Raw genomic sequence first — 24756 nt, 5'->3', positions numbered from 1 at the left:
TGGTCCTCACGTCAAAGCGGTGGTGCCCAGTTGCACCAGGCCGCCGGCGTAGAACATCGGCGAGGTCTCGCCCGCTGGCGTCTGCGCACCCTCCACGCGAATGTCACCTCCGTTGTCCATGTCGGTCACGGTGCCGTCCAGCAGCACCGCACCGGTGGCGCTGACCCACTCGCCCCAGCGCGGCAGGCCTGCGGCCATCACCAGTGTGCCGGCGGCGTCCAGCGGGTACAGCACCAGCACGCCGCCGACGATGGCGCCGCAGGGCTTGGCCAGCACCACGTCCGCTTGGGGCGTGTCGCTGTGGCTGCCAAGCGTGTCCGGGCGGGCCGTGGTGTATAGGCGCACGCGAGCGTTGCCCGCGCCGGTGTCTGCCAGCGTGAGCGTGGCCTGCAGCTGCGCTTGCGAGAGCGCCGAACCGATGCGCCACGTCATGCCGTCACCTCGGGCACAAGCCGGTTGGCGGCCACTGGGCGGTAGGCGCCCGCGGCGTCTTCGGCAAGTGTCAGAAATTCCTGCTCCGTGTCGATGCCCTCGAAGGCGAAGGCACCGGTAACGGGATCGCTCCATGTCTCACGCACGAGCTGCTTGCTGCGTTGATGCAGCAGCACTACGCGGGCCTTCGTCGGCAGGTTGCTCGGCGTGGCTTTGGTTTTGGTGGTGCCCCAGATGCGACCGGCGCCACCGAACTCGACATCTCTGGCGACCCGAGTCCCGAACACGGATTGCAACTGGAACGCGCCAACCGGCGCCTGCACAACGCGCCGCAGCCCTCGCTCGAATGCGCGCACCGGAAGCGCTTCCGTGCCGGCCATCGCAAGGTAGTAGCCGCGCACGCTGTGCAGCAGCACCTTGCATGAACGTAAAAACAACCCCGGCTTCAATGCGGTGGTTGCGGCAGTGTGGCCGTGGTTGAGCACCAGCTCATTGCCCGCTACGGCGAACACGTAATTCCTGGCCAACCCATCCGGGGCCGGCGCGCTGGAGAAGGCCCACTGCGTGCGCCCTGAACTGGGGTTGCTGGCAGGCATGGCCCCACTGGCCAGGGGAGGACTCACAAGCGCGAGATCCGTGGCGCTGGCGGATCGATACGAAACCGCTGCAGTCCCTCCCACGGACAGTATGTTTTGCAGCAGCTGCGGCCCGCCGGACAAGACGAGACCGATCATGGGATTGTTGTTGTATGTCGGCACGACGATCTCAAGATCGAACTCAAGCCGCAGGCCGATCTGCGGGCCTGCTAAGTTGAACATCCATGCCGTGTTGTAGCCCGTGGCGTCCAGGCTGACCGCTCCTTTGGCCGCATCGTGCGCGACAGCCAGCGCGCCTGAATCCGTGAGCACAGACGCGAATCCTGGGGGGATGCCCGCATCGAACGACTCGAACCAGTTTTCGACCCACATGTCCGTCACCGTCACGGTCATGGACCGAGGGCCGGGCCAGACGATCTGGCGGTTGATCACGAGCACCGTGTTCCACACTGCAGCGTCAGAAGACGATTGCAGCAGCAGCCCTGCGGGGAAGGTGTCAACGACATCGCTAGAGCCGAGGCGCAGGCCTGTCACATCGGCGGGCGCGCCCGCAAAGTCCCACACGAGCGCAAACCCCGGCGACTGGACTGCCGCGGCGGGAAAACGGCACGTGGTGGTCGTTACGCCATCCTGCAGGGCATCGATCTGCCCGGCCGTGGGGGCAATGGATGCACTGAGCACAGCCACCGTATCCAGACGGCCCGCGGCGCCGTATAGGTGCAGCCCGCTCAGCTCCAGGTCTCCACCGCCGCGCACCGCGATCCCGACGATGCGCCAATATCGCGCTACAGCCATGCGCTACCTCCAGGGGCCGGTCAGATCCACAAACACGCAACCCGCATTCGCAATGGCCGCTCCAGGTGGCCCGCAACGCAGGGCCATCAATGTCTTGCCCGCGAACTCACCAGATCCCGCCACCAGATCGCCGGTCACGAACGCCTCCCCGACGACGTGCGGCGTGTGATAGATGCCGGGGATGCGGCCGCGAAAGCCCGTGGAACCGATAAGCAGATCAAGCCGAGAGACGCGCAGGCTGTTGTCCGCGGGGTTGGGGTACGGAATCCCCTGATTGCTGTAGCCCGCGAGGCCTGAATAAGCCGCTGCCGCGGCATACGCAGACGACTTGCGCGCGGCCTGCGAGCCGCCCACGCCGGTGTATGCCCTGGGCACGTAGACACTGGCCGCTGCGGCCGCGTTGGCGTATCCAAGGCAGGCACCCACCGCTGTGCTGGATGTCGTGACGTCCGCCGCGAGCGCGCCGCCGGGCAGGTAGCAGCCATAGGCATCACCGGACTTGTCCGAAATGAAGTCGCCGAACCCAAAAAACACGCCGTGGCCAATCTGTGCGCCGCTCGGAGCCACCCACAGCGCGAAGGCGCGTTCATCGGCGAACATACGCCACGGCCTGGCAGCGCTGGATGCCGCATCGCTCTTGGGCCAAAAAACGCCTCCAGACTGCTGCACGGCGGACGGATAGGCCCCGACTCCAGAGCTGATGCCGTCCATGCTTTCATAGCCCACCAGGCGCGCTGTCGTGGTGCCAGTGTCATCCACACGCAGCACGCAGCCCGTGGCCTCGGGCGCAGATGGCTTCATGGCGATCACGTTGGTGAGCGCGCCGGCGAACAGCTCCAGCCAGCCCGGTGCGGCGGCCTTGCTGCTGATGGTGCCGGTGGCCGAACCATCGGGAACGCCCGGCGCCGGGAAAGTGATGCTGCTACCCGTGGTGGTGGTGACGATCTTCTTGCCGTTGAGCTCTGCCGGCGTGGCGCCGGAGATTTCTGCCACGCGGCCTGGTGCAAAGGGATGCGCGCCCGCGTAGGTGGCCGTGGCCACGCCAGCGGAGACGGTGAGCGTGGCCACGGCACCCGCGCCGAAGCCATCCACCAGGCAGGCCTTGAGCAGTGCACGCAGCGCTCCCGCGGTGCCGGAGAGGACCGGCGCGCCGGTCTGACTGGAGTCAAAGTTGTAGATCATGCAGGTGGTCCTCAGATGACGGGGGCGACAGGGGCGCGGTCCACATCGCCGCGCAGGGTGATGTCAAACGCATAGTCGGTGCCGATGGGCGCGGGGCCCGGCTGCACCGCGCGGATGGCGGCGAAGGGGTAGTAGGTGCCCACGGTGTGCACGAAAAGCACATTGCCTGCGGCCCAGCCGTTGCCCCAGCCGGCCGGCGCCAGCGTGAAGTACGGCGCATTGCTCACGGGGTTGATGGGCGCAATGGCCGCGTTGCGCGAGAACGTGCCCAGGTTGCCCACGTGCTCGCCGATCACCTCCACGTCGGTACCGCCGGTGAGCACGCGCAGGGCGAAGCGCTCGGTCATCGTGCCCTCGTTGGTCACGCCCACCGGGTATGCGCCGTCGTTGTAGGTGGCGGATGCCGGGCTGCCGATAGCGCCGTCGGACCAGGTGACGCCGTCCCAGCTCTGCTGGTCAAACACCGGCAGCGCGCGGGCGGCCAGGTTGCCGGTCATGATCGCGCTGGAGACGACAGAGCCCGGCGGGAAGTCATGCGACAGCTGGCCGGTGAGCTGCAGACGGCCGTCGATTTGCACGTCAGACAAGCGCAGCATCTGCTCGATGCGGTGCTTGACGGTGACGGGCTGCACCCAGCCGGTGGTGTCCACCACACTGATCAGGCCCGCGTCCAGGTCCACGGTGTAGCCGCCAGTGATGAGCTGGCCCAGCGCGTTGACCAGGTACACGCGTGACAGGCGCGTGCGCCCGGTGTTGATGCTGGCGCCGTTGGCATAGTTGGCGGCGGCCACCACGCCCGTGTGCCCGATGACGACATAGCTGCCCACGCGGAACACGGGCACACGCCCATCGGGCGGCAGGCGTACCGGGTCCAGGCCCAGGATGTCCGCGTCCAGCGGCAGATAGAAGAATGCCACGCTGTTGTAGCGCAGCGTCGTGGGGTCCACGGGCCAGGGGCGCCAGATCTTGCCCACTTCCACTGCGCCAACGTCGGCGGCGTCGTACCACCACTCGGCCTTCTCTGCCGCGGTCAGCGCGCTGTCCAGCACATAGTCGCCGAACTGCAGCTCGCCCACGCCGTGCTCGAAGTCCATGCGCCCGCGCATGTGCGTGCCGGTGAAGTTTCCCGCGTTGTCGGCGACGGCAGTCAGGGCCGCACCGGCAAGGTCCACAAGCAGCAGTGTGATGCCGCCCGGCTTGATCGGCGATGACTGCGTGCGAAAGAACACGCTGGCCGTGCTCCAGGGCGCGTGGCGGGTCCACAGGCTGGTGAGCGTGAAGGCCGTGGGCGAGCCGCTGACCACGTAGTCGCTGAGCAGCGCCAGGCCCGCGGCGTAATCCACCGTGCCACTGGCGATGCCTGGGCTGCTGGCGGTGCGGCCGCGGTAGAGCGTGCCCTCGAAGTCCTGATAGTCCACACCCATCCACGTGAACGCGACACTGCCCGGCACGATGCGGTGCTGGGTGTAGGGACACAGGTCGATGGTGACGTCGGGCGGGGTATAGGTCTCGACGACATGCACCGGCGTACTGGTGCCGACCTTGTAGCGCGCGACGACGCTGGTGCCGGCCAGCATGGACTCACCCATGGTGGTGGTGCTGTAGTCGCCGCCGCGCGATGTGGCACCACCGCTGCTGGGCTGGCCGCTGGTGGTGGCCTCGAACTCCGATGCGTTGACGTAGTCGCTCTTGTAGCTTGTCACGCTGCGCCCAGCGGTAACCATGCGCAGGCTGATCTGCTTGCCGGTGTAGTTGACCGTGCCCATCCCGCCGATGAAAGCACCCACGCCGTCGTCGGATACCGTGTGCAGGGTGATGAGCTTGTTGGCTTCCTCCTGTGAGCTGGTGCGGTTGTAGACGCTGCTGCTGCTGTCGCTGCGCTGCGACGTGTAGGTGACGCTGGCCCAGGAACCATTGATCGGCTTCACGATGGGAGCGCCCACCGCGCTGAGGTGGGTAGCCCACTCGGTGGAGTAAATGCGCGAGCTGATGACTTTGCTGTCGGCGCTCTTGTTGGAGCTTTCGCTGTTCAGGTGGCCGCCCGAGGACGTAGTGACCTCCTGCACGGTGGCCCAGCTGATGTCCAGCGTGCCCGCCACGGGCTGCTGGGCCAGGGTGAGCAAACCGAATCCGCCGGCATCCAGCGCCGGCACCGACAGGATCTCGGTCTGCTGCGTGCTGGTGTCGTACGCAAGCGAGAACTGCCCACCGGCGTCGATCATGTGCTTGGGCCGCAGATACACGGTGCCGCTGGGCGCGTCCACTTCGCCGTCGGCGTCGCCGGTGAACTTGCCCCCGGCAGTGGCCGTCGCAGTGCGCAGCACGCCGCCGCTGGTCCAGGTGATGACCAGCGTGCCGCGCTCGTAGCCCATTTGCTGCAGGCTGAACGAGTACTCGGGCGCGCGCACCTGAGCGCCCTGGCCGGTGCGGTCGGTGTATCCAACCTTCTCGGCCCACTGGATGATGATGGAGCTGCCGTCATCCGGCAGGGCCTGCAGCGTCATGTCCAGGCTGCCCGTGGTGTAGATCACGCGCCCCGAGCCGTAGCCGGACAGCACGCCCTGGCCGTCATCGCTGAGCGTGTACCAGTTGCCCAGCGCCCGGTAGCTGATGGTGACGCTGCCGGCATCAGGCAGCGGGCGCAGCATGGCGACGAAGGAGAACCCCCGGTTGCTCTGCCCGATCTTGATGCGCTGGGTATGGGCGGCCACGGGCACCTCGATGCGGCGCGGAGACTCGGCCAGCACCACGGTGCGCGTGGCGGCGGGGTACTGGTCCAGGGCCGTCACTTCGGTCCGGCTGTTGGGCACGATCTGGCTGTAGATGCTGGCCACGCGCAGCTGGGTGTCGCCCAGGCTGGCCGCGGCGGTAAGCGTGCTGGCGCCGTAGTAAACGGCGGCGTCGGCGACGGTGGTGTCGCGCACGATCGTCTTGCCAGAGCCCACAGAAAAGTCGCGCGCCGGGCTGCTGCCCGGGAATGCGTAGCGCAGCGTGTCGGACAGGTCCACCTTGGTCACGCTGCCCTGGTAGTCCACATAGGTGCCGTTGACCAGGTAGGTGAATGTGCGCGCCTCGGTGCTGGTGCCGGTGACGCGCACGAACTGGATGCGCTCGTTCACCGTGCCGGCCTGGTAGGCCAACACCAGGGTGCGGTTGATGTCCGGCGCGGGGGTGCCCGGCCGGTGAAACAGCTGCAGGCTGCGCATGCCGATCACGTGGTCTTCCAACAGCACGGCGGACCAGGGCACGCCCTCGATCAGGTAGCTGGCGATGGCAGCGGCGATCTCGCTGCGGCGTGCGAACAGGCCGCACTTGGCCAGTGTGACCGACACGCTGGCGTCGGTAGGCAGCGCTGACAGGATCACGCTGGGCCCCATGAGCGTTTCAGTGTTGGGCGTGAGCACCCCCATGTGCAGCTGGCGGATGGAGACGTTGCCGCCGGCGCGGTCGGCCTCGGTCACGTCGGTGAATACCGCGTTGGAGCCGCCGTAGGGAATTTCGGTGCCCGTGGGGCCGCGACCGCCGTCGGGCACGTCGGCCATGACGCGCGAGGCGAGCAGCTTGAGGTCTTGTTCGAGGATGGTCATGGGGCTCTACACCTCAATGAATTTGAAGAAGGGGACGTATTGCAGGTCGGCGGTGTGCTCGCCGTCGACGAGGCGCCAGATGGGAGCGGCCTGAAATTCCGTAAACATCACGATGTGCGGCACGCCGCGCAGCACCAGGTCAAACGTGGCGCCAGGGATGGCGGCCCAGGCCTGCAACTGGTTGCACAGCGCCCGCGTAATCCAGGCGCTGCTATCGCGGCCATCCAGGGTGATAGGTCGCCCGGCCAGCCGCTTTCCAACGTGCACGTGCAGCGCGCCATTGGTGCCTGTGCGCGTCTCCGTGACAACTGGCGACCAGGCGTACTCATCGGTCCAGATGAGGCGGTCAGATAGCGTTGCGGTAGCACCGGAATAGGTCAGCGTGATCATTGAGCGACCCCCTTACCTTCCGCCAGTGCGCGGATCAGCGTCTCCCCGTCAAGCTGGCTTTGCCGATCGGCGAACTCCAAGCTCTTGCGCTGGCCATTGATCGTGATATTGGAGACATAGCTGGCGCCCGAGCGGCTGCTGCTGGAACCCGTGGATGTGGGCGCAGGGGTTGCAAACGACGGCTTGGCGTTGTTCCTCTGCTCGTACTCCAGCATCTGCGCGGCCTGCTGCTTACCTGAGGTGTCGTACTTGTAGTACTCGGCCATCTTGCCCAGCGCCCCTGCGAGCGTGGAGTACTTACCGCCCCACTGGATCTGCGCGGCACTGGCTTCATAGTTCACGCCACCCTGATCATTAAGGAACTGCTGCGAGAGACGCGCTGCGAGCAGTTCGTCTAGCCCGGCCTGCTTGAGGTAGTCAATGATGGAAGTCCGGGTCCAAGCGAATTGCTGTTGCACGTTGCCTTGTGCATCTGACGTAAACCCGTCTTTGTTGCGGAACCCCGCACCGACGCGGTCGACACCGTCGGCCAGGCGCTCGAGGGTACCTACTTGCTTGACAAGGGAGCCCGTCGCGTCTTCGACCTTTTGCTTCAGGCTCCCCTGGGCATCGCCCAGCTGGCGCAAGCGGCTGGCTGTTTCCTGGGCGATCTGACCCTCAACGCGCTTGACTTCCGCGGCTTTGATGGCCGCCTCGATCTCCAGCTTCTTCACGCCGTTGTATTCGCCGCTGGCGATCAGCTCGGCCTTCTTGGCCTGGGCGGTCGCAATGGCGGCGTCGGCCTCAGCGCGCTTGGCCTGGGCTGACAGCTCAAGAAGCTGGATCTCCAGGCGGCGAATGTTCTCTTGTGCGCGCATCGCGCCGGTCTCATCGCCACGGGCGCGCGCCACTTCAAGGATCGTGCGTTGCTGCTCTATCGCCAACTGCACGCCTGCTGCCTGCACGTCCAGATCGGCGCGCTGGGCTCGCGCACGTGCGTCGATAGCCTTGAGTTGGTCCTGCACTGCGTCGCGGTACAGCAGCGCGGCCTTGCCGGCCTCGAGCTCGGCCTTGGTGACATCTTCAGTGGTGGCTTTGCCTGCAGCTTTGGCAGCTCGTACCTCTTCCATCTTTGCCTTGGCCTGCTCATAGGCGGCACGCAGTTCGTGCACGCGAGCGCTGTTGTCGCGCTGCGCCTCGGCTTCGGCCTGCGCCGCCACGGCCGACGCTTGTGCGGCACGCGCCTGGGCCATGGCTGCGCCAGCGTCGGCCTCCCGTAGGGCGATCTGCTGGTTCAGATCGTCCAGTTGCTTTTTCTTCTCGGGATTGCTGCGCAGCAGTTCCTCCCCGACCGCCATCAGTGCATCGCGCTCCGCCTTGAGTACGTTCACTTCTGTCTGGCGCTGCAGGGCGACGTTGGCCAGTTGCTGTGCCTGGGTGGCTGCAGCAGCCGCCTGGGCGGCACGCTGCTCGGTCTCGGTGCCCAGTGCCTGGGCCATCGTGACAGCCGCGGCACTTTCTGCGTTCTTCAGCGTGGCGACCTTATCGACCAGGGCTGCTTGGGACTCCAGCTCTTTGTGAACCAAAGCGTAGCTGGTGCGCAAGCCCTCCCACTGCACACTCGCGTTCTGCGCGGCCGCACCCGCTGATGCGGTTTTCTGGCCAACCTCCTGTTGCTTGTCGCCAGCGCGGCCTGCCGATGCAAAAAGGTCTGCATAGCTGTCGTCGATTTCCTGGAGCTTCTTGCTCAGGCGCTCCTGCGCAGCTTCGATGGTGTCATCGGTGAACGCCGCCTTGGTCATCTCCCAACCGGATTGCGCGATCGCCGCAGCCTTGGTGAGACCGGCAGCCAGCGCAATGCCGGCTTGCTCGACCACCTCGAACTCGGAGCGTAGGAACGTGCCGATCTCCCATCCCACCCACGCCGCACCAGCCAGCTTGCCAGCCGTCGCGAGGCCGGCGGCCATCTTTGCGCCAGCGGCCGTAGTCGAGGCCATCAGGGCAGTGGTCTCGGCCGCCGCGATCGAAAGCTGCGCCGTGTAGGCCTTGAGCGCACCGAGCGCTCGCACACCCCAAACGGCCACCATCACATCGCCCGCCACTATCGCCGCAGACACTACGGTGTCCAGGTTGTTGGACAGCGTGTCAATCAACGCCACGATCTTCTGGGTGCTCTGCGTGGCGCGGTTCGCCTCGCCAATGTAGGCGCTCCACGTGTTGTGCAGACGCGTCATGGCGTCGTTCACGGTGGTCACCATGCCTGCGGTGGCAGACTTGTTCACCTCCATCGTCTGCCGCAGGCCCTCGTTCAGATCGGTGACTGTCAGCTGCCCCGTAACGCCCAAGTTGCGAATCTCCGCAGCTGTCTTGCCTGTGGACGTTGCGATGGCATCGACGATGGTTGGCGTGGCGGCCATGATGGACTGCCAGCTATCCGCCTCCACCTTCCCGGATTGGATGGACTTGGTGTACGCGTCAATCGCGTTACGGCCCTTCTCAGCGCTGGCGGCATTGGTCGCCAGCAGATAGCTGAAGCTGTCGGTGATGTCCAACACCTGGCTGGTTTCATACCCCATGGAGCGCAGCGCATCCCCGGTCTGTATGTACAGCTCCTGCTGCTCCGATAGCGAGCGGTAGGTGATGTTGGCCGATTCCAGCAGGCGCTTTTGCACCAGCTCGTATTCCTCGGTGCTGCCCGTGGCCATGCGGATGCGTTCGGCCATCTGGCCATAGGCATCGGCTACCTCAATGGCATTCTTGGCAAAGCCGACAATTTCCCTGGCGGCAAACAGGCCTGCCAGCGTCTTGCCCAGTTGCGAAAGCGTGCCTTCCAGGCCCGTCGTTTGCGTGGACGTGTCGTCAAGGGCTTTGCCTAGCCCGTGTGCTTCTCCCGCCGCGCCCTTCGCGGCTTGCTCCATGGAGTCAAGGCCATTGCCCGCATCCGTGGATGCCGCTCCCAGGCCTCGGGCGTGTTCTTCAACCTTGCCCAGATCCTGCGCAAGCTCACCCACTCCCTCGCGATTGACGCGGACTGTGAAGTCGATCTTGTTGTCGTTGTCCATGAGAGCAATGTGAGGAAAGAGCCGAAATACAAAGGGCCGCCGCCCCTACTGAAGCGGCAGCGGCCCGGGTGCCTGATCGCGCGATCAGCTCATGCGAGTGCGGTAGTACTTGCTGATGCCCGCTCCCGTCTTGGTGGGGTCCTGCAGCACAGTGCCCTCGACATCCAGGGAGCCGAAGCCGCTGTTGATGAGCGTCAGTGCCTGCGTCACACCCTGGCTGCAGCGCCAGATGTCCACGATCACGGGCTTGCCGCTGTCCGCTTCGTTAAGCCCCCCAAAAATCAGCTGCAGTTCGGGTGCCTTCGTTGTCAGCGCTTCGATGGCGGCATAGGCGCCATAGCTGTAGCTCACCCACAGCTTGTCGGCTGCAGTGATGCCTGGTGCGCCGTCAAGCAGCACGATGCCCTCAGGCTTGATCAGGTAGTTGCCCGCCATGTCGACAGGCGTTGCACTCAGGGCGTCCGCACCTTTCTTCACCGTCACCGCCGTGGGGTCGATATGAGCCAGGGGCAGCAGCACGCCCAGCCCGCTGACCGTGAAGGGCTCGTCGGTCACGGTACCGGACTCGACACCTGCCACCGTGCCCAGCGTGGCGCGCGCCAGGTTCACCACGTTCAGGTCTGCCAGCTTCATGGTCACCTTCACCTCGGTGACGCGGCGCACCTCGGCGTGCGTGCCGCCGCCCAACTGCGTCATGTCGTCCTGGCGCTGCACATCCTCGGTGTGCTCCAGGCCCAGCTCCAGCACGTTGCCAATGGGCGCGGGGGCGCTGCTGCTGCTATAGGGCTTGGCGTACACCTGGCCCACCGTCATGGAGGGCTTGTAGACCTTCTTGAGAACTTCGACAGCCATGTTCAGGCTCCTTTGAAATAGTCAGCACTGTGAAAAACCGTCTCGACCAGAAAGGCGAGCGGCAGATAGAGATAGCCGGCCTGGCTGTAGCCAGCGCCAGGTGCTGGCGCCAGGCGCATAGGCCCGTTCACGTTCGGTGGCCTAAAGCCCATCACTGCGGCCCCAGCGCGTGCAGCAAGCTCGCCTGCCTCGCCCCGTGCGTCGGCCCCGCTCTTGAGGCCACGCACATTGCGCACAGCTGACACGATCAGCCACTCATGGTCCAGGCGGGAAGCCCGCCCATCGCTGCGCGTGTCCAGCACCCGAAAGCCGTTCCAGACCACATGCACCGCGGGCACAGGCTGCGCCTCTTCCTTGGTGGCATTCAGGTCTGCGGCTGTCAGCACGTGCACTCCCGGCAGCATTGCCTTGAGCCTTGCCACGATGTGCGGCTCGGGCTCCAGGAAGTTGTTGGGGTGCACCGCGGCTGGTGTGGTGGCCATGTCAGTACGCCCTCCAGTCAAACGTGCTGCCAGGTGCACGGATAGCCATGCGCCCCGGCGGCTGCGCCACGTCGGTGTCGCCACCGCCCAGGCTCACGACACCCTTGGCCAGGTCTACCAAGTACTGGTCGGCCCAGGCGGCGCCACGGCGCAGCTCCTCGGGCACCGAGGTGCCGTACAGGCGCTTGAGCGCAATGGCTGCCACTGCACCGGGCAGGCTGCTGCCCTGCACAAGGTCGGCAGGTAGCGGCATGCGAGCGCGGTAGCGCGGGAACAGGTACGTGTCGGCATGACGGCTGGCGCGCTCCAGCGCGTCCTGCAGACGCCCCAGAGCGGCCGTGGCCACGGCGATCGCATCGGCCGTCCACGCGCTCACGTCGCCAGCCGTGGCCACCAGGCGCAGGAGCTCGGCATCGAGCACGGCCTCAGGCGCGGAGCGCTGGGCCAGCTCGATCCAGCCACCCGTTGCGGCGTTGACCAGATCGGTGATGGAGGCGTAGGACGAACCGATGGCCATGGCGATCAGCGCAGGATGCGGATGAACTCGCCAGCAGCCGTGGCGGCATCGCGGGCGCGGCCAGCGGCCACACCGGTGGTCTTGGCCACGGCGCGGCCGTCGGCATCAGCCTCCACCTCGGCCCCGGCTGTGATGGCACCACCGGCCTCGACCAGGATGGAGCCCTGCGCGTCCACGCCGGCCTGCTCGCCCGCGTCATAGTCGGCATTGGCCACTCCCAGTGTGGCGGTGCCAGCGGTGCCGGCGGCGAACTTTGCGCCAGCGAAGGTCACGAAACGCTTCTTTGCCAGGCCACCCGTTGCGGCCTGGACGGAGAGCGTGAGAACGAGATGTTCGGTCTTCATCGGTGCTTACTCCTTGTGAATCAGTGGGGCCGGGATCACCAGGCCGTCGAGGCGGCGGGCCTCGGCGTCTGTGAGCGAAATCGCGGCGCCCACGTCGTAGAACTTGCCGTTGTGGCGAATCGGTACCGAGCCCACCTGGTAGGTGCCGATGGCCTGGTCGACGTCGTTGACGGGCGGTGCCGCTGTGGTCGCATCAGCACCCGCCAGGTCTGCGGCATGCGCGGCATCGGCCGCGGTGGTGGAGGCCACCGCATCGACCGACTCGCTCTGCGGCGTCTGCTGTGGCGCCAGATCGGCGGGGGCGGCAGCCGTTTCAGGGTGCGCTGCGGGGGTAGATTTCTTCGTGGCCATGATCAAGACACCGCGTTGCTAACCAGGTAGCCCGCGCCGGCACCCAGGATGTAGGGCTTGAAGATGTCCGTGTTGCGGACGATCTCCAGCTTGCCGTCTTCGGTGCGCGTATCCACCACCGGACTGCCCTTGCGCAGCGTGTAGCCGAACGAGGGTTCGTAGGCCGAGCGCACGGGTGCATTTCCCGCCTGGGCGGGCGCGCCAGCCGGCACGTAGCCAAACACCATGGTCTTGCCCCACAGGTCGGCCTGCACGCCCGCATCGGTCTGGTACACGGCGCGGCCCACGTAGATGTTTTCGATCTCGAAGATCTCGCGCAGATCGGCGATCTGCACCAGGCGTGGGCGCGTGTCGCTCAAGATGGCCTTGAGCTTGGGGTGGCGCTTCAACGCCCGCCACACGGCATAGCCGAGCACCAGGGTGTTGGGCTCCTTGACCACTGAGGAGCGCACGGCGGCCTTGGCGGTATCCACCACACCCTCGGGGTCGCTGGCGTCGTTGTCAAAAAGATCGGTACCCGACAGGGCCACCTTGTTTGCGGCGCCATAGTTGTTGGCGTCCTGCACCAGGTCGGCCACCATCTTCTCGTGGCGCAGGCGGATGCCCTCGGTCACACGCCAGGTGGCATGCGCCTGCAGCGGGAAAGCGGCCTCGGCGTCCTCGCGGTAGTCGATGGGGTATTCCAGATCGTGCTCATCGAGCGCGACGGTCACGCTGTCGATGTCTTCGGGCACGATGCGGTTGCTCTTCGCACGCAACGCGCGCTCAGTGTTGTAGATGGTGAAAGCGTCTTTCCCGAATTTCGGGATCTTCACGCCCTCCTTATCCACGCCCACGAACGGCAGCAGTCGATCGCCCACGAACTCATCGTTGCTGTAACCAGTGGCCAGCGTGGACAGGACCGGGTCCACCACGCGCAGTTTGCTCAAACGTCCCATGTTGATGTGCTCCTTGCAATCAGGGGTTGGGGATTACTTGATGACGGCGGCCGCGGCCTGCGCGTACGGCACGCCGTGTTTCTTGGCATAAGCCAACGCCTTGTTGTGCTGCGCCAGGCGGTCCGGGTCGGCTTCGGAAAAGGCCGCGCCTTCGTCGCCAGCGTCGGCACCATCAGCGCCAGCGGCCGCACGCCCGCGCGTCGCGTGCTCGCCAAACTCCACCGCGGGCGGCAGCGCCTGAATAAACTCGCGGAACACCTGGTGCATGGGCTTCTTGGCATCGCCCTCGCCGAACTCCACATCGTGCGTGGCCTGCAGCTGCGCGCCGATGGCCGCCACCTGATCCTTCATGGCGGCAGGGATACGCGCCTGGGTGGCCATGCTCTCGGCGAAGGCCACGTTGTCCTGGCGGATGGCCTCTGCCAGACGCGCCTGTTCGGAGCGGCGCAGCTCCTCGTTTTGCCGCTGCAGGGCGGCGTTCTGTTCGCGCAATTGCGCGGCTTCCTGATCGGTCACTGCGGACTCCTGTGGTGGTTGAGTGGTGGATGAAGCGGAGCTCTCGGCGAAGGCGGGGCCGGAACTGGCGGCTGTATCCGCGCGATCACGCCGCGCGTTGATTTCTTCCTGAGCGCCCAGCTCCAGGGCGCGCACGTCGTAGTTGGGCAGCACCTTGTCAGCCTCTTCCAGGCCGAACTTGGCGACCATCCAATCGCGCATCTGCCGCCAGAGGTTTGCGGATGTCATGGCATCCCATTCACCAAAGGCCACACCCTCCTGAAAGCACACGCAGCCGTCGTCATCAGCGCCGGCGAACTCGGGTGCGTCCAGCCCCTTCACGGCGGGCGACTGCGCGCCCAGGAAGCCGATGTGGCGCAGGTACCAGACGCCGGGCGTGGGGTTGTTTGGGTCTGTGGGGCGGTAGAACTTGGCGCTCACGGTGCCGTAGGCGCCGCTGCGCACGGCCTCTGCAAACTCGGGGTCCACCTTGTCAGTTGTGGCATACAGGCCGCGTTCAGTGGCGGTGAGCGACTTGGCCCAGCCCTTGGCGGGGTCGTCCGTTTTCGGGTGGCCTACAACCAGCGGTGCCTTGGAAACCTTCGGGTCGTATGCCTGCGCGATGGCCTGCAGATCGGCCTCGCTGAACTCTATGGATTCACCATGCATGGTGGTCCAGCGGCCAGGCTTGAAGATGTGAAGCGGCTTGGGTGTAGAGGCGGCTTGAGGCATGGGCGCTACTCTCGCGCGCACCCTGCGCTTTCCTTAAATGCCGCGCTCCACATATTCACGAACAAAAAAGCCCCGTCGCGGCGGCGATCGGGGCCTTTGAAGGGGCGGCGCGTTGGCGGGCTAGTCCAGCGCCAGAGACCCCTGGCGCAGTGCCATCTGTTCACGGCGCCAGGCGCGCTCAATGTTGCGCACGCGGCTCGCGGTGATGCCGCAGGCGTCGGCCACGTCTTTATACGGCAGGCCGGCTGCGAGCATCTCGATCACGCGGCGCGTGCGGGCGCTGCTCATCATGTCAGCGCCCACGGGAATATACGGCTGCGTGCCGCCCAGGTCCTGGGCCAGGCCCATGGTGAGGGCCACGGCCAACCTGGCGATCGCCGCCGTGTCGGTGGTCTCCGATTCAGGCGCCGACAGCAGCGTGAGGTAGTGGCTGGTGGCCAGGTCGCGCCAGGTGTCTGACCAGGCCGGCGTCATCAGCGCCTCAAGGGGCGCAAGCTGCTCGGCCGTGAGCTCGGCCAGGTCCAGGCGATCGAACATCTCAAGCATGGTGGTCTCCTCGGGTCTGCCAGGCCTTCAGGGCTTCGATGCAGGTGTCCAGCTGCGCGGGGGTGCAAAAGCGCAGCGCCGTCACGTGCACAGTGCGCTCCACCCACGCATCCAACGCGGCGCGGCCGGGGTTGTTGACCAGGCCGTCGCGGTGCAACTGGTGCCACAGCGCCCACACCTTGCGCTCCTTCGGGCTCGCGGCAGATTTGGCCTTGGCGAACTGCTCGCCCGTGAGCGGGCGGCGGCGCGTGGGTTGCGCCAGGCCCAGGCGCTCTGCCAGGCCCTGCATGTGTTCGCGCACCTGGCGCCGCTCGGCCTGGTTCATGGCCTTGCTGCTGGATTTGCCCGTCAGGTTAAGCAGCAGTGCGCGGTAGTCGTCATCCTGCAGGGCCAGCTTGCCCTTGAGCACGTGGATGGCGGCGACGTGGTTGGTGGTCACGGCTGGGGGCCTCCCATGAATTGCGCGGTGGTCAGCAACGGCGCGAGGCCATCGCTGATGTGCGGCAGCTTGCTAGGCGCCGTCTGACGTTTGGGGCTCTGCGCAAGCCACTCCCGATAGCAGGCCTTACAGCGGTAGTACAGGCCGTCCTTGCTGTTGGGATCGGAGTAGAAGAACTCCAGATCGGCTGGCCACGACTCATCGCAGCCATTGCAGTGCTTTTCCGCTTCGACCATGTCCTACCCCCGCAGCAGCGGACCGAGCCACCAGTTCCACAGGCCCAGCAAGCTGCAGGCCAGGAACACCCACTGTTGTGCGTGCAGGGGCCACTGGCGTTGCCAGGCGCTGGCGATCAGCCACGCCACGTTGCTGACCAGGAAGGCGCCGAAGCCCCAGCCCGGCAATGCGGGCATGGCCAGCAGCAGCGCGCCCAGCACCCCGAAGATGGAGCCCAGGATGGACACCGCCAGCACTTCCTGGCGCGCGGGCGTTTGGAGGGCCTGGGCGCCGCAGGAGCGGCAACCCCCTGCGTTTTGCGTTTGGGACGTTTTGGGACGGGTTTCCATGGCTTCGCGGAGCGTCATGCTGCACCTCTGGCGCTTGCTTCACCTCCCAGAGCTTTGACCAGGTCGGGGATCAGCTTGGACAGCTCCCCCGTGGCGATCGCCACGTCGGCATCGAAGCCGCCATCGTCCTGCGCCTCGCCCTCGAACACCGTGTCCAGGAACGCCACCTTCTTGAGCTGAAGCCCCTCGGTCAGCACGAAGCTCACGCGGTCGTCCCAGCTCATGGCGAGCTTGGTGGGCAGCTTTCCGGCCTGGATGTGCTCCTGCACTTCGGCAATGTCCAGCGGGTGCCGGCCGTAGCGCACCACGGCCTTGGTCTCGTCGGGCGCCTTCAGCTCGCACTCGCGGTCGATGGAAAAGCCCGCCGGCGGCTCCTGCTCCTTGAGCCACAGCGCCATCGCCGCCTGGGGGCTGGTCTGCGTGTCCAGCAGCGCCAGCGACAGGCCGGGCAGGTGCTCCACCAGCAGGCTCACCACCTCGTCAGCACGGCCCTGGGCGCCGGTATCCAGCACCAGCAGGCGCGCCTGCGGGTCGATCCACACCCAGGTGCCGCCCTGCTTGGTGAAGGCCATGGGCAGCAGGTCCAGCTTGGCCTCTTCCTTGAGCTCCTTGGTTTCCTTCTTGCCGGGCTTGCGGCCGGTTTCCTGCTCGATGCGCGCGGCCTTTTCCTTCACCTTGCGCGCCAGCACGGTGGCCGGGAGCATCTTGGCTTCCCATTGGAAGCGCAGCATCCAGTGGCCGCCCACGCTCTCGGCCAGCAGCCCGTGGGCCTCGCCGCGCGGGGGCACCCAGCCGCTGGACTTTTCCTGCGTGGCGCTGCATTCCTGGAAGGGTGCCTTGGCCAGCGCTTCTTCCAGCTGGCTCCATTCCATCTGCCATTGCGGCGCGATGCTGTAGATGATGGCATTCTTGATCATCGAACTTCCTCCCTATGCCCCTTGAGCTCGTGCTTGTCACAGATGGCCATGGCAGAGACCTTGAATCCGCCCTTGGTGCATTCCCACCCTGCGCGGTCGTAGGGCGGCATACGGTCCACATAGGCCTGCTGGCCGTGCTTGCAGTTGCGGCACGCGGGACGTGCGCTGGCGTTGCGAAAGGCCATAGCGGCCTGGCGTGACTGGATGCTCCCCATGGCCTACGCCTCGCCTTCCTGTGCCGCGCCCTTGAGCAGCGCGTCCACCAGCTTGTCCACCTCGCTGTCCACGGGCTTGATGACCACCGTGTCGCCCGCGTCCTCGATCGTCACGCCGATCTTCTTGAGCTCGGCGGCGGTGAGCTGCGCCAGCGCTTCCTTCACCGGGGCCTCCTTGGTGCGGATCAGCACGTCGGCCTGTTCGGGCAGGTGCTTCTTGATGCGGGCCACCACAGCGTCGGCGTCATCGAATGAGATGGCGCCTTTGCCCTTTTGGTAGCCGAGCTTGACGCCCGCCAGCACCTGCGTCTTAGGCTTCATGAAGCACTCAGGGTGGGCTTCGACCAGGGCGCGCAGCGCGTCCTCAGCCTCGGCAGCGCGGGTCACTGCGCGGCGGATGTCGGCCAGGTGGTCGCGGCGCAGCGCGGCGATGCCGTCATTGAGCGCAGTGACCTTCTCGGCCAGCAGCGCACGGGCCTTGGCATACACCTCGGCGTGCTTGTTGATGGATTCGATTGCGGTGGGCATTGATGCTCCTATCAATGAACGGTGGAATTCAACCGGCTTCCGGTTGCAGAGGCCTGCATGAGCTCGCCGGCGTAACTGCCGAGTGCGAAGCCAGCGGCACCCAGCGCCTCGGGAGGCAGGTGCATGCAGGTAAAACGGTGGACACGGCAGAGAGCTTCCAGAACCAGGAAGGCGCGTTGTTCTCCGCTCAGTGCCTGGATGATTTGGCGAGCCATGGCGTCGGCCTGGGCCGAGAACTCGGCTTTGCTTAGTTGCTTGTTGGGCATGTCGAGCCTCCTCAGCACCGAAAGCCGCGGCTCTGGATGCGCTTGTGGTCATCTGCACCCGCACGGGCCGCAGGCGCCGGACTGGTGGTCCAGGTGGGCGCGCGCATCACGTCGTACTGCGCGGGTGGCACGGCGCCTGCAAGGCGCGGCGTCGGCTGCACCTTGCCGCGAGGGCGGCCGCGGCCAGGGAGTTGCTGGGTGGTCGGGTTCACGGCTGCTCGCCTTTCTTCGCTTGGATGGCTGCGCGCATGGCGCGTACGGTGGGGGACATGCCGGCAGCTGCCGGTGCGGTGGCGGGCCGTGGCGCGGCCGTGGTGCTGGTGGGAGGCGTAGCGCCGGTCTGCAGCAACTGGCCCACCTGTGTGGGCGCATCGCTGGAGTGCGCGCGGCCTGCTTGGCGCAAGTCGGCTTCGCGCTGGTGTTCGGCCGCGGCCTCGTGCTTGTCGGCCATGCCGCTCAAGATGGCGTAGAGATAGCCGTGGCCCTTCATGGGCAGCTCCAGACGCCCTGCGGTGCGCGCGTCCAGCATCTGGTCTATCGCCTGAGCCCAGGCCGCGAGCGGCGCCGCCCAGTCCCGACCCTTCCAGGTGATGGCCTGGCGCTCCAGGTCGGGTAGCAGCTGCAGGATCAGCTTGATCTTCTTGGCGGCGGTGAGGCGCTGCTTCGGAGGAGTGAACAGCCCCACGTATTGCAGGACTCGGGCGCCAAGGGGGATGCTGACGCTGGCCAAGCGGGCCAGGGCGCGCTGGTCCACCTCGTGGGAGAAGGCCACTGCCAGGTCGAACTCCGCGCCGCAGCTGGGGCAGGACAGGTCGCTCACATCAGGCCTTTCGCATGGAGCCAGCCGCTGGCCACACCCAGAGAGGCTGCGATGGCGAGCAGCAGGGCCACCTCCACCAGCAGCACCAGCCAGCGGGGAACGCGGCCAGCGCGCGGCTGCTGCTCCACCGCGCCTGGCGCGAAGTAAAAGCCACCAGGTGGCAGTTGGTGCGCGTCGTGGCGCGCGTCCTGGTTGCAGGTGCAGCCCACGCCGGGGCGGCCGTGGCACACGCCGAGCTGGTGGCAGGTTCGTTTCGTGGTCATTGCACGCTCCTGATGCAGCGGGCCGAGATGCAGCGCGCCTCCGGCCAATCGGCCAGCGTCTGAATGACGGCCTCGCAGCTGCTGGCGAACAGGCCCGTGATGGACCAGCGCGCCTGCGCTGTTTTGATGGTGATGCGGTAGATGGCCATGGTTCAGCACCCTGCGATGACCTGGGCATCCACCACGGGCCAGCCGGCGCGCGTGGCGGCGTTCATGGCGCGGCAGACCAGGTTGTTGACCACGAGTGGGTAGCACTCGCTGCGCGCGTCCTGCGGCTTGCCGCCGCGGGGGATGTGCACCAGGCGCGTGCGGATGGCGTCGGCCGCGTCGGGGGCCATCACGTCCTCGTACCGCAGGTCAAAGCGGGCGAACTTGTGGCGCAGGTAGCCCTCCAGTTCAGCGTCCAGCGGCTCCAGTTCCACGATCTCGCAGCGCTGGGCCACCTCGCGCACCTCGGCGTTCTGGCTGGACAGGCGGTCGCGCAGCTCGGGTTGGCCGACCAGGGCCACGCCGATCAGGCGGCGCATGCCGTCCTTCAGCTCAATGAAGCGCTTCAGGTGCTTGAGCGTGGCGCCAGGCAGGCAGTGCGCCTCCTCGATCAGCAACAGGTGGCGGCGGCCGGCGCGGTGGCTGGCCTTGAGCAGCTCGTGCACCTGGCGAAAACGCGCCTCAGGGCTGCTCTTGACCTTGAGCTGCGGGTCCAGTGCCGCGGCGATGGATTCGGCGATGTGGCTGGCCTTCAGGGTCTTGCCCTTGGCATCGCTGGCCTCCATGGCCAGCACGTAGGGGCGGATGATCAACACGTCCTTCTTGTCGGCCTTCAAGCGCTCCTCCAGGTCTTCGGCCAGGGTGCTCTTGCCCGCGCCGCTCTCGCCCACCACCGCCAGGAAGCCGTGGTGCTGCGCGCAGTCGTTGAGCGCCGCGCGCACGTAGCGCACGCTGGGCGTCTGGTACACGTCGTCGGGTGTCTGCACATCGTCCTGGAACGGGTTGCGCGGCAGGTTGAAGTGCTTGCGCGCTTCAGGGGACAGGGCTTCGTTTTGCAGTAGCATGGTTTCCTCCTCGGGGGTTTCGGTTGGTTTCGGGACTTCAGGGGCGGCCTCGGTGAGGTGCGAACTCACCGGGGCCAACTTCGTGGTGCTGCTGACCAGCAAGGCCAGCTGCGCGGTCTTGAGCTGCGCGGCCGTCAGGCCCCGCTGCTGCAGATAGGTGGCAATGCGGTCGATGACCTGGCGCGCGCCACGCGCCGGCCACTGCCCATGCGCTACCAGGCGGCTGACGGCCGAGCGCGATAGGCCGGTGGCGCGGCGCAGATCGGACTGGGGCACGCCAAATTCGGAGAACAAGGCTGAGAGGCTCATGCGCCACCCCCTGCCACCACGCGCAGCCCGGCGCGCACCGTGAGGCGCTCCATCAGGGCCTGCAGTTGGTCCTCGGGCACACCATCGGGGTACCAGGCGCGCAACTGGGCGGTTTTCTCGCGATCCATCTCCAGGCCCATGCGGCGCAGCTCGGCCGCGGCCTCGAATCCAGAGAGCACGCGGGCCGGGGCCTTGTGGGTGGCCACGCCGGTCTGCAGCTCGGTGCCGCGGCGCGGCAACATGGCCACGTCGGGCAGGTCCGCGTGGTGCTTGTACGGGTCGAGGGTGCCGCCGAGGGGCAGCGCCTTGGCCTTGCGCGCGGCGGCGGCTTGCTCATCGGTCTGCGCGCCGGTGGCAATGCGTTCCACCAGCTTGCGGTTGGCGTCTGCCGCGGTCTCGGGCAGCGCCTTGTGCTCGCGGCCGATCAACGCGGCGCCTTCGGCAAAGCCGTGCGCATCGCGCAGCACCTCGGGCACTTCGATCAATACCTCGTCGCCCTGTGCGTCACGGTCCAGCACGTAGGCGGTGGCTGGGTTGAAGGGGTTGAAGGTGACGGTGAGCTTCTCGCCCACCATCACGCCCGGTACGTGCTTGACCGACCAAACCCGGCCGTTGAAGCGCACGCACAGTTCGCGGTCCACCTTCGGGGTGGCCGGCTCGTGGGTGAGCAGCTGGCGCGCCAGGTCAGCACCTACCAGGCGCAACTGCTGCTGGGTGATCTCCATCCACTTGGCCCAGCGCGTCAGGCCGTGGCGGCTGTGCACGCGCACGCTGTTGTAGTAGCGCATCCACAAGGCGGCCTGCTCGTTGATCCATGCGATGCTGGGCACGTGCTGGAACTTGAAGCCGCTCTCGAAGTTGGTCTCGACCAGGTTATGGGCGTTTTCCACCTGGCCCTTGGCGCGCGGGTTGCCCGCCTCGTTCACCACGGGCTTGACCTGCAGGCGGCGCAGCAGGGTCTTGAACGCGCCGCCAATGCCGGCGCTGCCCGGGTCCATCATCAGGTGGAACGGTACGCCGTACATCTGCTGGCCGGGGCGCTGGGCAATCGCGGCCAGGAAGGCCTCGGCCATGTTGACGATGGACTCTCCCCCGGCCACGTAGTGCACGAAGATGGCGCCGCTGCAGTGGTCGGTGAGCACGTAGCGCGTGAGTCGCTGGCGCTTGATCTTCTCGAAGTTCTCGGGCTTGTTTTTGTAGAACACCGCCTTGTCCATGTCGGCCACGCCGCCCTCGGGCACATAAAACAATGTGCTGATGGAGGCGTCGATCTGCCAGACGTCGTTGGGGTGCTCGCTGGCCAGGGCCTGCACCGGCTCGGGCTGGCGCAGTTGGTCGGGGTGCAGCCGATAGGTGCGCAGCGCGCGGGCGCAGGCGCTGTCGGACAGCGGCCGGATCTCGCCGGTCGTCGCATCCAGCGTGCAGGCAAAGTGCGGCCGGTTGGCGCGCAGCCGCACCAGCGCCAGCTTGAGCGCATGGATGGCCTTGTCGTTGGCGCGGTAGCCTTCCATGAGCGTGGTGCTCAGCAGCTGCGCATCGGGCAGGCTCAGGGCGGTGGCGCCCGCGTCGGAGCGGCGCTTGCGTTCGGGTTTCACGGTGACCTCCTTGATGCGGCGCATGAGCGTGGCGCGCGACAGACCCAGGTGCTGGCAGGCGGCGGCGTAGACGGCTTCCTTGCCACCGTGGCCAGCCTCCTGGGCGCGGCGAGCCACGTCCAGCAGGGCTTCGATGAGTGCGGGGCTCATGCAGCAGCCTTCAGTTCGCTTGAGCGGCTCCAGCGCCTTGCGCGGCGGCCCAGCGCTGCCACTCAGGCTGGGCGCCGTCTGCCAGGCTGGGCAGGTTGAACTCGTCGCGCAGCAGGGTCAGGTCGGCCATGAGCTGCCCCACCATGCCGGCCATGAAGGTGCTGTTGTCCTCCTGGTGGTTCTGCAGGGCGATCAGCGCTGCGCGCAGCTGACCGCGGATGGCGCCCTGTGCTGCGAGCAGGTGTGTGGTGGCCTCCTGTTGGAGCTTCTCCAGCTCCTCGTCCGGTGGCAGCTTGGCAATGCGCGCCTGAGCGCGTTCGAGCTGGTCGATGCGGGCCTGCTTCTTGGTCATGACGGCCTTGGTGGCGTCATGCTCGGCGCGGGACTCGCGCAGCGCGGCGCGCAACTCTTTCACGCTCATGGTGGCCACGTCGTCGAGGGACAGCTCGCCGGTATGGCCAGTAAGTTCCAGCTCCTCGATCTGCTCGTCGTCAAGGACGAGCATCTCGAACAGCTTGGATTGGTTTCCGATGGCCTTGACCAAATGTTGCGACGTCGCAGCATTTGAGAACTTGGTCGCTGCTTGCATAAACCGGACTGCCACGGACCGCTCCAGACCGAGAACATCAAGGCGAGCGACAAATTGGCCGTGCTCGCAAGCTGATTTCAGTACTGCCAGCCCACGGCCCACCTCCAGGCAGGCCTCCACGCTGCGGCGCATGTTGGCGGCAATGTCGCGCTGGATCAGGTCGGGGTCGGTGGCGTCTGCCGGCAGCTGGTAGCCAAGTTGCTGGGCCACGGCGCGTACGGTGGTCTCGCGCTGGGACAGCGCGAGGGCCTGGGCGCCTTCGTCGGCGCGCATCACCGCCATGGCGCCTGTGAACTTCTCCTGGTCGATGGTCTTGTCATCCACGTCTTGCGCTTCGATCTTCTTGGGTTGGCGTGCCATGGGCTTCTTTCTCAGTCGGGGTTGCGGGTGAATCGGTTGCGGGCTTCATCCACGCGGCGCTGGGCCGTGTCGATGGCGTTGAAGACCTTGATGGCCTGCTGCGGCAGGCGGGGCGTAAGGCGCCAGTGGCCGGTGGATTCGTCACGCTCGGCCAGGCCGGCAGTCCGCAGGTTGTCCAGGTCGCGGGTGATGGCGCTAGCTGGCACGCGCAGCAGCTCGGCAAGCTTGCTGGGCGGGTACCCATGGACCACGTCGCCGAACAGGGCCAGCTGCAGGTGCAAGATGCGCTGCTGCGCGGCGTTGGTGTAGTCGGTGGCGCGGCTCATGCCTGGCTCCCTCACGACTGTTTCGAGCCACGCAGGGCGGCCAGGCGCTGGAACATCAGCAGGTTGGCCGCCTCTACGAAGGCAGCCGCCTCATGGGCCTCCACCACCAAGTCGCCATAGCTGGTGCTGATGGTGAAGCCGCGCTCCATGTCCGGGATCTGTTTGGACAGGGCATAGGTGATGTCAAGTTCGTCCATGGCTCAAAACTCCAGTTCAGGGGTGGCGTACTGCGCCACGTTGTGGTGGTGGTAGGCCACCTGCTCTAGGTGCAGACGCAGGGCGGCCAGGGTGGCTTCGGTGTCGGCCTCCGTGGGTGCTTGGTAGAAGGCGGTGAGCAGTTGCAGGGCGGCGGCGCAGCTGCTGTTCATGTCCAGTAGTTCTGTGCCCTCGGCTTTGCGGCCGGTGGGCATGGGCACCACCAGGCGGCCGGCGCTGGCGGCCAGCCAGTCGCTGATGTAGTGGCAGCCGCAGGCCAGCTCGTAGGCTGGGATCAGGATGGCGGGCATGCGCCCCGTGGCCAGCCACTTGTAGAGCGTGTCGTGGGTGGCACCCATGCGGTCTGCGATGCGCTCCACGCTCAGGTTGTGCTTGGCCTGGGCGTACTCCTTGCACAGGCGCATGGCGTGCACCAGGCTGCTGGCGCGCAGGCGTTTCCAATCTCTGCGGATCATTGGAAGCCCCCTTCGCGGGCGGCGTCCAAACAAATGCCGGCGTGGAAATGCTGAAAGCAGCTTTCAGGGTGGCAAAGTGCAGCCATGTCACACCCCACCCTGGAAGGATGAACATGCAACACCCTCAAGACCTGCCGGATGTGCTGGAGGAACTGCTGGACCAAGTGCGCGAGCTGAATGCAGCGCAGGCGGTGCAGCGTGCGGCGTTTGTGGCACTGGCCCGCCATCTTTCAAAGGCTGGCCATGCAGACCTGCCGCAACTGGCGCGTGATCTGGAGATGCTGGCGCAGACGCAGCCAGAGCCAGCTTGGCAATCCGGGCTCGAAGAGCTGTCAAGGGTGCTATTGCTCGCGCATGCTGGGCCATCAGCACGTCGCTGATGCGCTGGGCCTCGGTGGGCGTCAGCTTCG

The 24756-nt window shown here is 66.5% G+C and carries 32 protein-coding genes; 1 reads left to right on the top strand and 31 read right to left on the bottom strand.

From position 1 onward, the window contains the following. Window positions 1-6: 6 nt before the first annotated feature. The 31 genes from BA022_RS16300 to BA022_RS16165 all read right to left on the bottom strand — a co-directional run bounded on the left by BA022_RS16300 (window position 7) and on the right by BA022_RS16165 (window position 24346). Complete coding sequence (locus tag BA022_RS16300; RefSeq protein WP_088888158.1) at window positions 7-432, bottom strand: hypothetical protein; 426 nt, start codon at window positions 430-432, stop codon at window positions 7-9. Then, a complete protein-coding gene (locus BA022_RS19370) occupies window positions 429-1823 on the bottom strand; it encodes a hypothetical protein (RefSeq protein WP_187305984.1) in 1395 nt (464 codons plus the stop codon). The genes BA022_RS16300 and BA022_RS19370 overlap by 4 nt, the downstream gene beginning before the upstream one ends. Before the next feature lie 3 nt (window positions 1824-1826). After that, entirely contained in the window at window positions 1827-3005 is a 1179-nt protein-coding gene (locus BA022_RS16290; RefSeq protein WP_088888157.1) for a hypothetical protein, read from the bottom strand. Window positions 3006-3016: 11 nt separating this feature from the next. After that, the gene (locus BA022_RS16285; RefSeq protein WP_088888156.1) at window positions 3017-6592 is read right to left on the bottom strand and encodes a hypothetical protein; all 3576 of its coding nucleotides are present in this window, start codon (window positions 6590-6592) and stop codon (window positions 3017-3019) included. A 6-nt stretch (window positions 6593-6598) separates the two neighbouring features. Further along, a complete protein-coding gene (locus BA022_RS16280; RefSeq protein WP_088888155.1) occupies window positions 6599-6982 on the bottom strand; it encodes a hypothetical protein in 384 nt (127 codons plus the stop codon). After that, window positions 6979-10023, bottom strand: a complete 3045-nt coding sequence (locus tag BA022_RS16275) for a tape measure protein (RefSeq protein ID WP_088888154.1) — start codon at window positions 10021-10023, stop codon at window positions 6979-6981. Before BA022_RS16275 ends, BA022_RS16280 begins: the two co-directional genes overlap by 4 nt. Window positions 10024-10107: 84 nt before the next feature. Next, window positions 10108-10875 carry a phage tail tube protein gene (locus BA022_RS16270; protein ID WP_088888153.1) on the bottom strand — a complete coding sequence of 256 codons (768 nt, stop codon included), beginning with the start codon at window positions 10873-10875 and terminating at the stop codon, window positions 10108-10110. 2 nt (window positions 10876-10877) lie between these two features. Continuing rightward, entirely contained in the window at window positions 10878-11357 is a 480-nt protein-coding gene (locus tag BA022_RS16265) for a phage tail terminator protein (protein WP_088888152.1), read from the bottom strand. Between the two features lies 1 nt (window position 11358). Next, window positions 11359-11874: a phage protein Gp36 family protein gene (locus tag BA022_RS16260; protein WP_088888151.1), complete on the bottom strand. Its 516-nt coding sequence runs from the start codon at window positions 11872-11874 to the stop codon at window positions 11359-11361. Window positions 11875-11879: 5 nt separating this feature from the next. Beyond that, complete coding sequence (locus BA022_RS16255; RefSeq protein WP_088888150.1) at window positions 11880-12218, bottom strand: capsid cement protein; 339 nt, start codon at window positions 12216-12218, stop codon at window positions 11880-11882. 6 nt (window positions 12219-12224) lie between these two features. Beyond that, on the bottom strand, window positions 12225-12569 hold the full coding sequence (locus BA022_RS16250; RefSeq protein ID WP_088888149.1) for a hypothetical protein: 345 nt from the start codon (window positions 12567-12569) through the stop codon (window positions 12225-12227). Between the two features lie 2 nt (window positions 12570-12571). Further along, the gene (locus BA022_RS16245; protein WP_088888148.1) at window positions 12572-13507 is read right to left on the bottom strand and encodes a major capsid protein; all 936 of its coding nucleotides are present in this window, start codon (window positions 13505-13507) and stop codon (window positions 12572-12574) included. A gap of 33 nt (window positions 13508-13540) precedes the next feature. Continuing rightward, a complete protein-coding gene (locus BA022_RS16240; RefSeq protein WP_088888147.1) occupies window positions 13541-14734 on the bottom strand; it encodes a peptidase in 1194 nt (397 codons plus the stop codon). A 120-nt stretch (window positions 14735-14854) separates the two neighbouring features. Then, the gene (locus BA022_RS16235) at window positions 14855-15280 is read right to left on the bottom strand and encodes a Mor transcription activator family protein (RefSeq protein ID WP_088888146.1); all 426 of its coding nucleotides are present in this window, start codon (window positions 15278-15280) and stop codon (window positions 14855-14857) included. After that, complete coding sequence (locus tag BA022_RS16230; RefSeq protein ID WP_088888145.1) at window positions 15273-15719, bottom strand: regulatory protein GemA; 447 nt, start codon at window positions 15717-15719, stop codon at window positions 15273-15275. The genes BA022_RS16235 and BA022_RS16230 overlap by 8 nt, the downstream gene beginning before the upstream one ends. Continuing rightward, complete coding sequence (locus tag BA022_RS16225; protein ID WP_088888144.1) at window positions 15716-15955, bottom strand: hypothetical protein; 240 nt, start codon at window positions 15953-15955, stop codon at window positions 15716-15718. Before BA022_RS16225 ends, BA022_RS16230 begins: the two co-directional genes overlap by 4 nt. Window positions 15956-15958: 3 nt before the next feature. Then, window positions 15959-16303 (bottom strand): hypothetical protein, encoded by a 345-nt coding sequence (locus BA022_RS16220; RefSeq protein WP_228403635.1) that lies wholly within the window; start codon window positions 16301-16303, stop codon window positions 15959-15961. Further along, window positions 16300-17202 carry a recombination-associated protein RdgC gene (locus BA022_RS16215; protein WP_088888143.1) on the bottom strand — a complete coding sequence of 301 codons (903 nt, stop codon included), beginning with the start codon at window positions 17200-17202 and terminating at the stop codon, window positions 16300-16302. The genes BA022_RS16220 and BA022_RS16215 overlap by 4 nt, the downstream gene beginning before the upstream one ends. Continuing rightward, window positions 17199-17417, bottom strand: a complete 219-nt coding sequence (locus tag BA022_RS16210) for a hypothetical protein (RefSeq protein WP_148665195.1) — start codon at window positions 17415-17417, stop codon at window positions 17199-17201. The genes BA022_RS16215 and BA022_RS16210 overlap by 4 nt, the downstream gene beginning before the upstream one ends. A gap of 3 nt (window positions 17418-17420) precedes the next feature. Beyond that, window positions 17421-17945, bottom strand: a complete 525-nt coding sequence (locus BA022_RS19365; RefSeq protein WP_187305983.1) for a host-nuclease inhibitor Gam family protein — start codon at window positions 17943-17945, stop codon at window positions 17421-17423. Window positions 17946-17956: 11 nt separating this feature from the next. After that, window positions 17957-18211 carry a hypothetical protein gene (locus BA022_RS19360; RefSeq protein ID WP_187305982.1) on the bottom strand — a complete coding sequence of 85 codons (255 nt, stop codon included), beginning with the start codon at window positions 18209-18211 and terminating at the stop codon, window positions 17957-17959. A gap of 11 nt (window positions 18212-18222) precedes the next feature. Then, the gene (locus BA022_RS19240) at window positions 18223-18423 is read right to left on the bottom strand and encodes a hypothetical protein (protein WP_148665193.1); all 201 of its coding nucleotides are present in this window, start codon (window positions 18421-18423) and stop codon (window positions 18223-18225) included. Next, window positions 18420-19031 (bottom strand): hypothetical protein, encoded by a 612-nt coding sequence (locus BA022_RS16200; protein WP_088888140.1) that lies wholly within the window; start codon window positions 19029-19031, stop codon window positions 18420-18422. Before BA022_RS16200 ends, BA022_RS19240 begins: the two co-directional genes overlap by 4 nt. Then, complete coding sequence (locus BA022_RS16195; protein WP_088888139.1) at window positions 19028-19294, bottom strand: hypothetical protein; 267 nt, start codon at window positions 19292-19294, stop codon at window positions 19028-19030. The genes BA022_RS16200 and BA022_RS16195 overlap by 4 nt, the downstream gene beginning before the upstream one ends. Next, the gene (locus BA022_RS19355; protein WP_187305981.1) at window positions 19291-19443 is read right to left on the bottom strand and encodes a hypothetical protein; all 153 of its coding nucleotides are present in this window, start codon (window positions 19441-19443) and stop codon (window positions 19291-19293) included. Before BA022_RS19355 ends, BA022_RS16195 begins: the two co-directional genes overlap by 4 nt. A 3-nt stretch (window positions 19444-19446) precedes the next feature. Further along, window positions 19447-20655 carry an AAA family ATPase gene (locus BA022_RS16190; RefSeq protein WP_088888138.1) on the bottom strand — a complete coding sequence of 403 codons (1209 nt, stop codon included), beginning with the start codon at window positions 20653-20655 and terminating at the stop codon, window positions 19447-19449. Further along, a complete protein-coding gene (locus tag BA022_RS16185; protein ID WP_088888137.1) occupies window positions 20652-22400 on the bottom strand; it encodes a DDE-type integrase/transposase/recombinase in 1749 nt (582 codons plus the stop codon). The genes BA022_RS16190 and BA022_RS16185 overlap by 4 nt, the downstream gene beginning before the upstream one ends. Window positions 22401-22410: 10 nt before the next feature. Next, window positions 22411-23349 carry a hypothetical protein gene (locus tag BA022_RS16180; RefSeq protein WP_088888136.1) on the bottom strand — a complete coding sequence of 313 codons (939 nt, stop codon included), beginning with the start codon at window positions 23347-23349 and terminating at the stop codon, window positions 22411-22413. A gap of 11 nt (window positions 23350-23360) precedes the next feature. Next, entirely contained in the window at window positions 23361-23675 is a 315-nt protein-coding gene (locus BA022_RS16175) for a helix-turn-helix domain-containing protein (RefSeq protein WP_088888135.1), read from the bottom strand. Between the two features lie 11 nt (window positions 23676-23686). Then, on the bottom strand, window positions 23687-23872 hold the full coding sequence (locus BA022_RS16170) for a hypothetical protein (protein WP_013516993.1): 186 nt from the start codon (window positions 23870-23872) through the stop codon (window positions 23687-23689). Between the two features lie 3 nt (window positions 23873-23875). Next, window positions 23876-24346 carry a hypothetical protein gene (locus BA022_RS16165; RefSeq protein ID WP_013516994.1) on the bottom strand — a complete coding sequence of 157 codons (471 nt, stop codon included), beginning with the start codon at window positions 24344-24346 and terminating at the stop codon, window positions 23876-23878. 107 nt (window positions 24347-24453) lie between these two features. Here BA022_RS16165 and BA022_RS16160 point away from each other — a divergent pair, with 107 nt between their 5' ends. Next, window positions 24454-24726, top strand: coding sequence for a hypothetical protein (locus BA022_RS16160; RefSeq protein ID WP_088888134.1), 273 nt, complete (start codon window positions 24454-24456; stop codon window positions 24724-24726). The last annotated feature ends 30 nt before the right edge of the window (window positions 24727-24756 follow it).

This window comes from Diaphorobacter nitroreducens, from assembly GCF_002214645.1.
In the GTDB taxonomy this organism is placed as follows: Bacteria; Pseudomonadota; Gammaproteobacteria; order Burkholderiales; family Burkholderiaceae_C; genus Diaphorobacter; species Diaphorobacter nitroreducens.
Note: the sequence above shows the minus strand (reverse complement) of the source record. Positions and strands in the feature narration are given on the sequence as shown.

Excerpts from the sequence above, each read along its gene's own strand:
- BA022_RS16300 (WP_088888158.1), bottom strand. The coding sequence starts at position 432 with ATGACGTGGCGCATCGGTTCGGCGCTCTCGCAAGCGCAGCTGCAGGCC.
- BA022_RS19370 (WP_187305984.1), bottom strand. The coding sequence starts at position 1,823 with ATGGCTGTAGCGCGATATTGGCGCATCGTCGGGATCGCGGTGCGCGGC.
- BA022_RS16290 (WP_088888157.1), bottom strand. The coding sequence starts at position 3,005 with ATGATCTACAACTTTGACTCCAGTCAGACCGGCGCGCCGGTCCTCTCC.
- BA022_RS16285 (WP_088888156.1), bottom strand. The coding sequence starts at position 6,592 with ATGACCATCCTCGAACAAGACCTCAAGCTGCTCGCCTCGCGCGTCATG.
- BA022_RS16280 (WP_088888155.1), bottom strand. The coding sequence starts at position 6,982 with ATGATCACGCTGACCTATTCCGGTGCTACCGCAACGCTATCTGACCGC.
- BA022_RS16275 (WP_088888154.1), bottom strand. The coding sequence starts at position 10,023 with ATGGACAACGACAACAAGATCGACTTCACAGTCCGCGTCAATCGCGAG.
- BA022_RS16270 (WP_088888153.1), bottom strand. The coding sequence starts at position 10,875 with ATGGCTGTCGAAGTTCTCAAGAAGGTCTACAAGCCCTCCATGACGGTG.
- BA022_RS16265 (WP_088888152.1), bottom strand. The coding sequence starts at position 11,357 with ATGGCCACCACACCAGCCGCGGTGCACCCCAACAACTTCCTGGAGCCC.
- BA022_RS16260 (WP_088888151.1), bottom strand. The coding sequence starts at position 11,874 with ATGGCCATCGGTTCGTCCTACGCCTCCATCACCGATCTGGTCAACGCC.
- BA022_RS16255 (WP_088888150.1), bottom strand. The coding sequence starts at position 12,218 with ATGAAGACCGAACATCTCGTTCTCACGCTCTCCGTCCAGGCCGCAACG.
- BA022_RS16250 (WP_088888149.1), bottom strand. The coding sequence starts at position 12,569 with ATGGCCACGAAGAAATCTACCCCCGCAGCGCACCCTGAAACGGCTGCC.
- BA022_RS16245 (WP_088888148.1), bottom strand. The coding sequence starts at position 13,507 with ATGGGACGTTTGAGCAAACTGCGCGTGGTGGACCCGGTCCTGTCCACG.
- BA022_RS16240 (WP_088888147.1), bottom strand. The coding sequence starts at position 14,734 with ATGCCTCAAGCCGCCTCTACACCCAAGCCGCTTCACATCTTCAAGCCT.
- BA022_RS16235 (WP_088888146.1), bottom strand. The coding sequence starts at position 15,280 with ATGCTTGAGATGTTCGATCGCCTGGACCTGGCCGAGCTCACGGCCGAG.
- BA022_RS16225 (WP_088888144.1), bottom strand. The coding sequence starts at position 15,955 with ATGGTCGAAGCGGAAAAGCACTGCAATGGCTGCGATGAGTCGTGGCCA.
- BA022_RS16220 (WP_228403635.1), bottom strand. The coding sequence starts at position 16,303 with ATGACGCTCCGCGAAGCCATGGAAACCCGTCCCAAAACGTCCCAAACG.
- BA022_RS16215 (WP_088888143.1), bottom strand. The coding sequence starts at position 17,202 with ATGATCAAGAATGCCATCATCTACAGCATCGCGCCGCAATGGCAGATG.
- BA022_RS16210 (WP_148665195.1), bottom strand. The coding sequence starts at position 17,417 with ATGGGGAGCATCCAGTCACGCCAGGCCGCTATGGCCTTTCGCAACGCC.
- BA022_RS19365 (WP_187305983.1), bottom strand. The coding sequence starts at position 17,945 with ATGCCCACCGCAATCGAATCCATCAACAAGCACGCCGAGGTGTATGCC.
- BA022_RS19360 (WP_187305982.1), bottom strand. The coding sequence starts at position 18,211 with ATGCCCAACAAGCAACTAAGCAAAGCCGAGTTCTCGGCCCAGGCCGAC.
- BA022_RS16195 (WP_088888139.1), bottom strand. The coding sequence starts at position 19,294 with ATGACCACGAAACGAACCTGCCACCAGCTCGGCGTGTGCCACGGCCGC.
- BA022_RS19355 (WP_187305981.1), bottom strand. The coding sequence starts at position 19,443 with ATGGCCATCTACCGCATCACCATCAAAACAGCGCAGGCGCGCTGGTCC.
- BA022_RS16190 (WP_088888138.1), bottom strand. The coding sequence starts at position 20,655 with ATGAGCCTCTCAGCCTTGTTCTCCGAATTTGGCGTGCCCCAGTCCGAT.
- BA022_RS16185 (WP_088888137.1), bottom strand. The coding sequence starts at position 22,400 with ATGAGCCCCGCACTCATCGAAGCCCTGCTGGACGTGGCTCGCCGCGCC.
- BA022_RS16180 (WP_088888136.1), bottom strand. The coding sequence starts at position 23,349 with ATGGCACGCCAACCCAAGAAGATCGAAGCGCAAGACGTGGATGACAAG.
- BA022_RS16175 (WP_088888135.1), bottom strand. The coding sequence starts at position 23,675 with ATGAGCCGCGCCACCGACTACACCAACGCCGCGCAGCAGCGCATCTTG.
- BA022_RS16170 (WP_013516993.1), bottom strand. The coding sequence starts at position 23,872 with ATGGACGAACTTGACATCACCTATGCCCTGTCCAAACAGATCCCGGAC.
- BA022_RS16165 (WP_013516994.1), bottom strand. The coding sequence starts at position 24,346 with ATGATCCGCAGAGATTGGAAACGCCTGCGCGCCAGCAGCCTGGTGCAC.
- BA022_RS16160 (WP_088888134.1), top strand. The coding sequence starts at position 24,454 with ATGAACATGCAACACCCTCAAGACCTGCCGGATGTGCTGGAGGAACTG.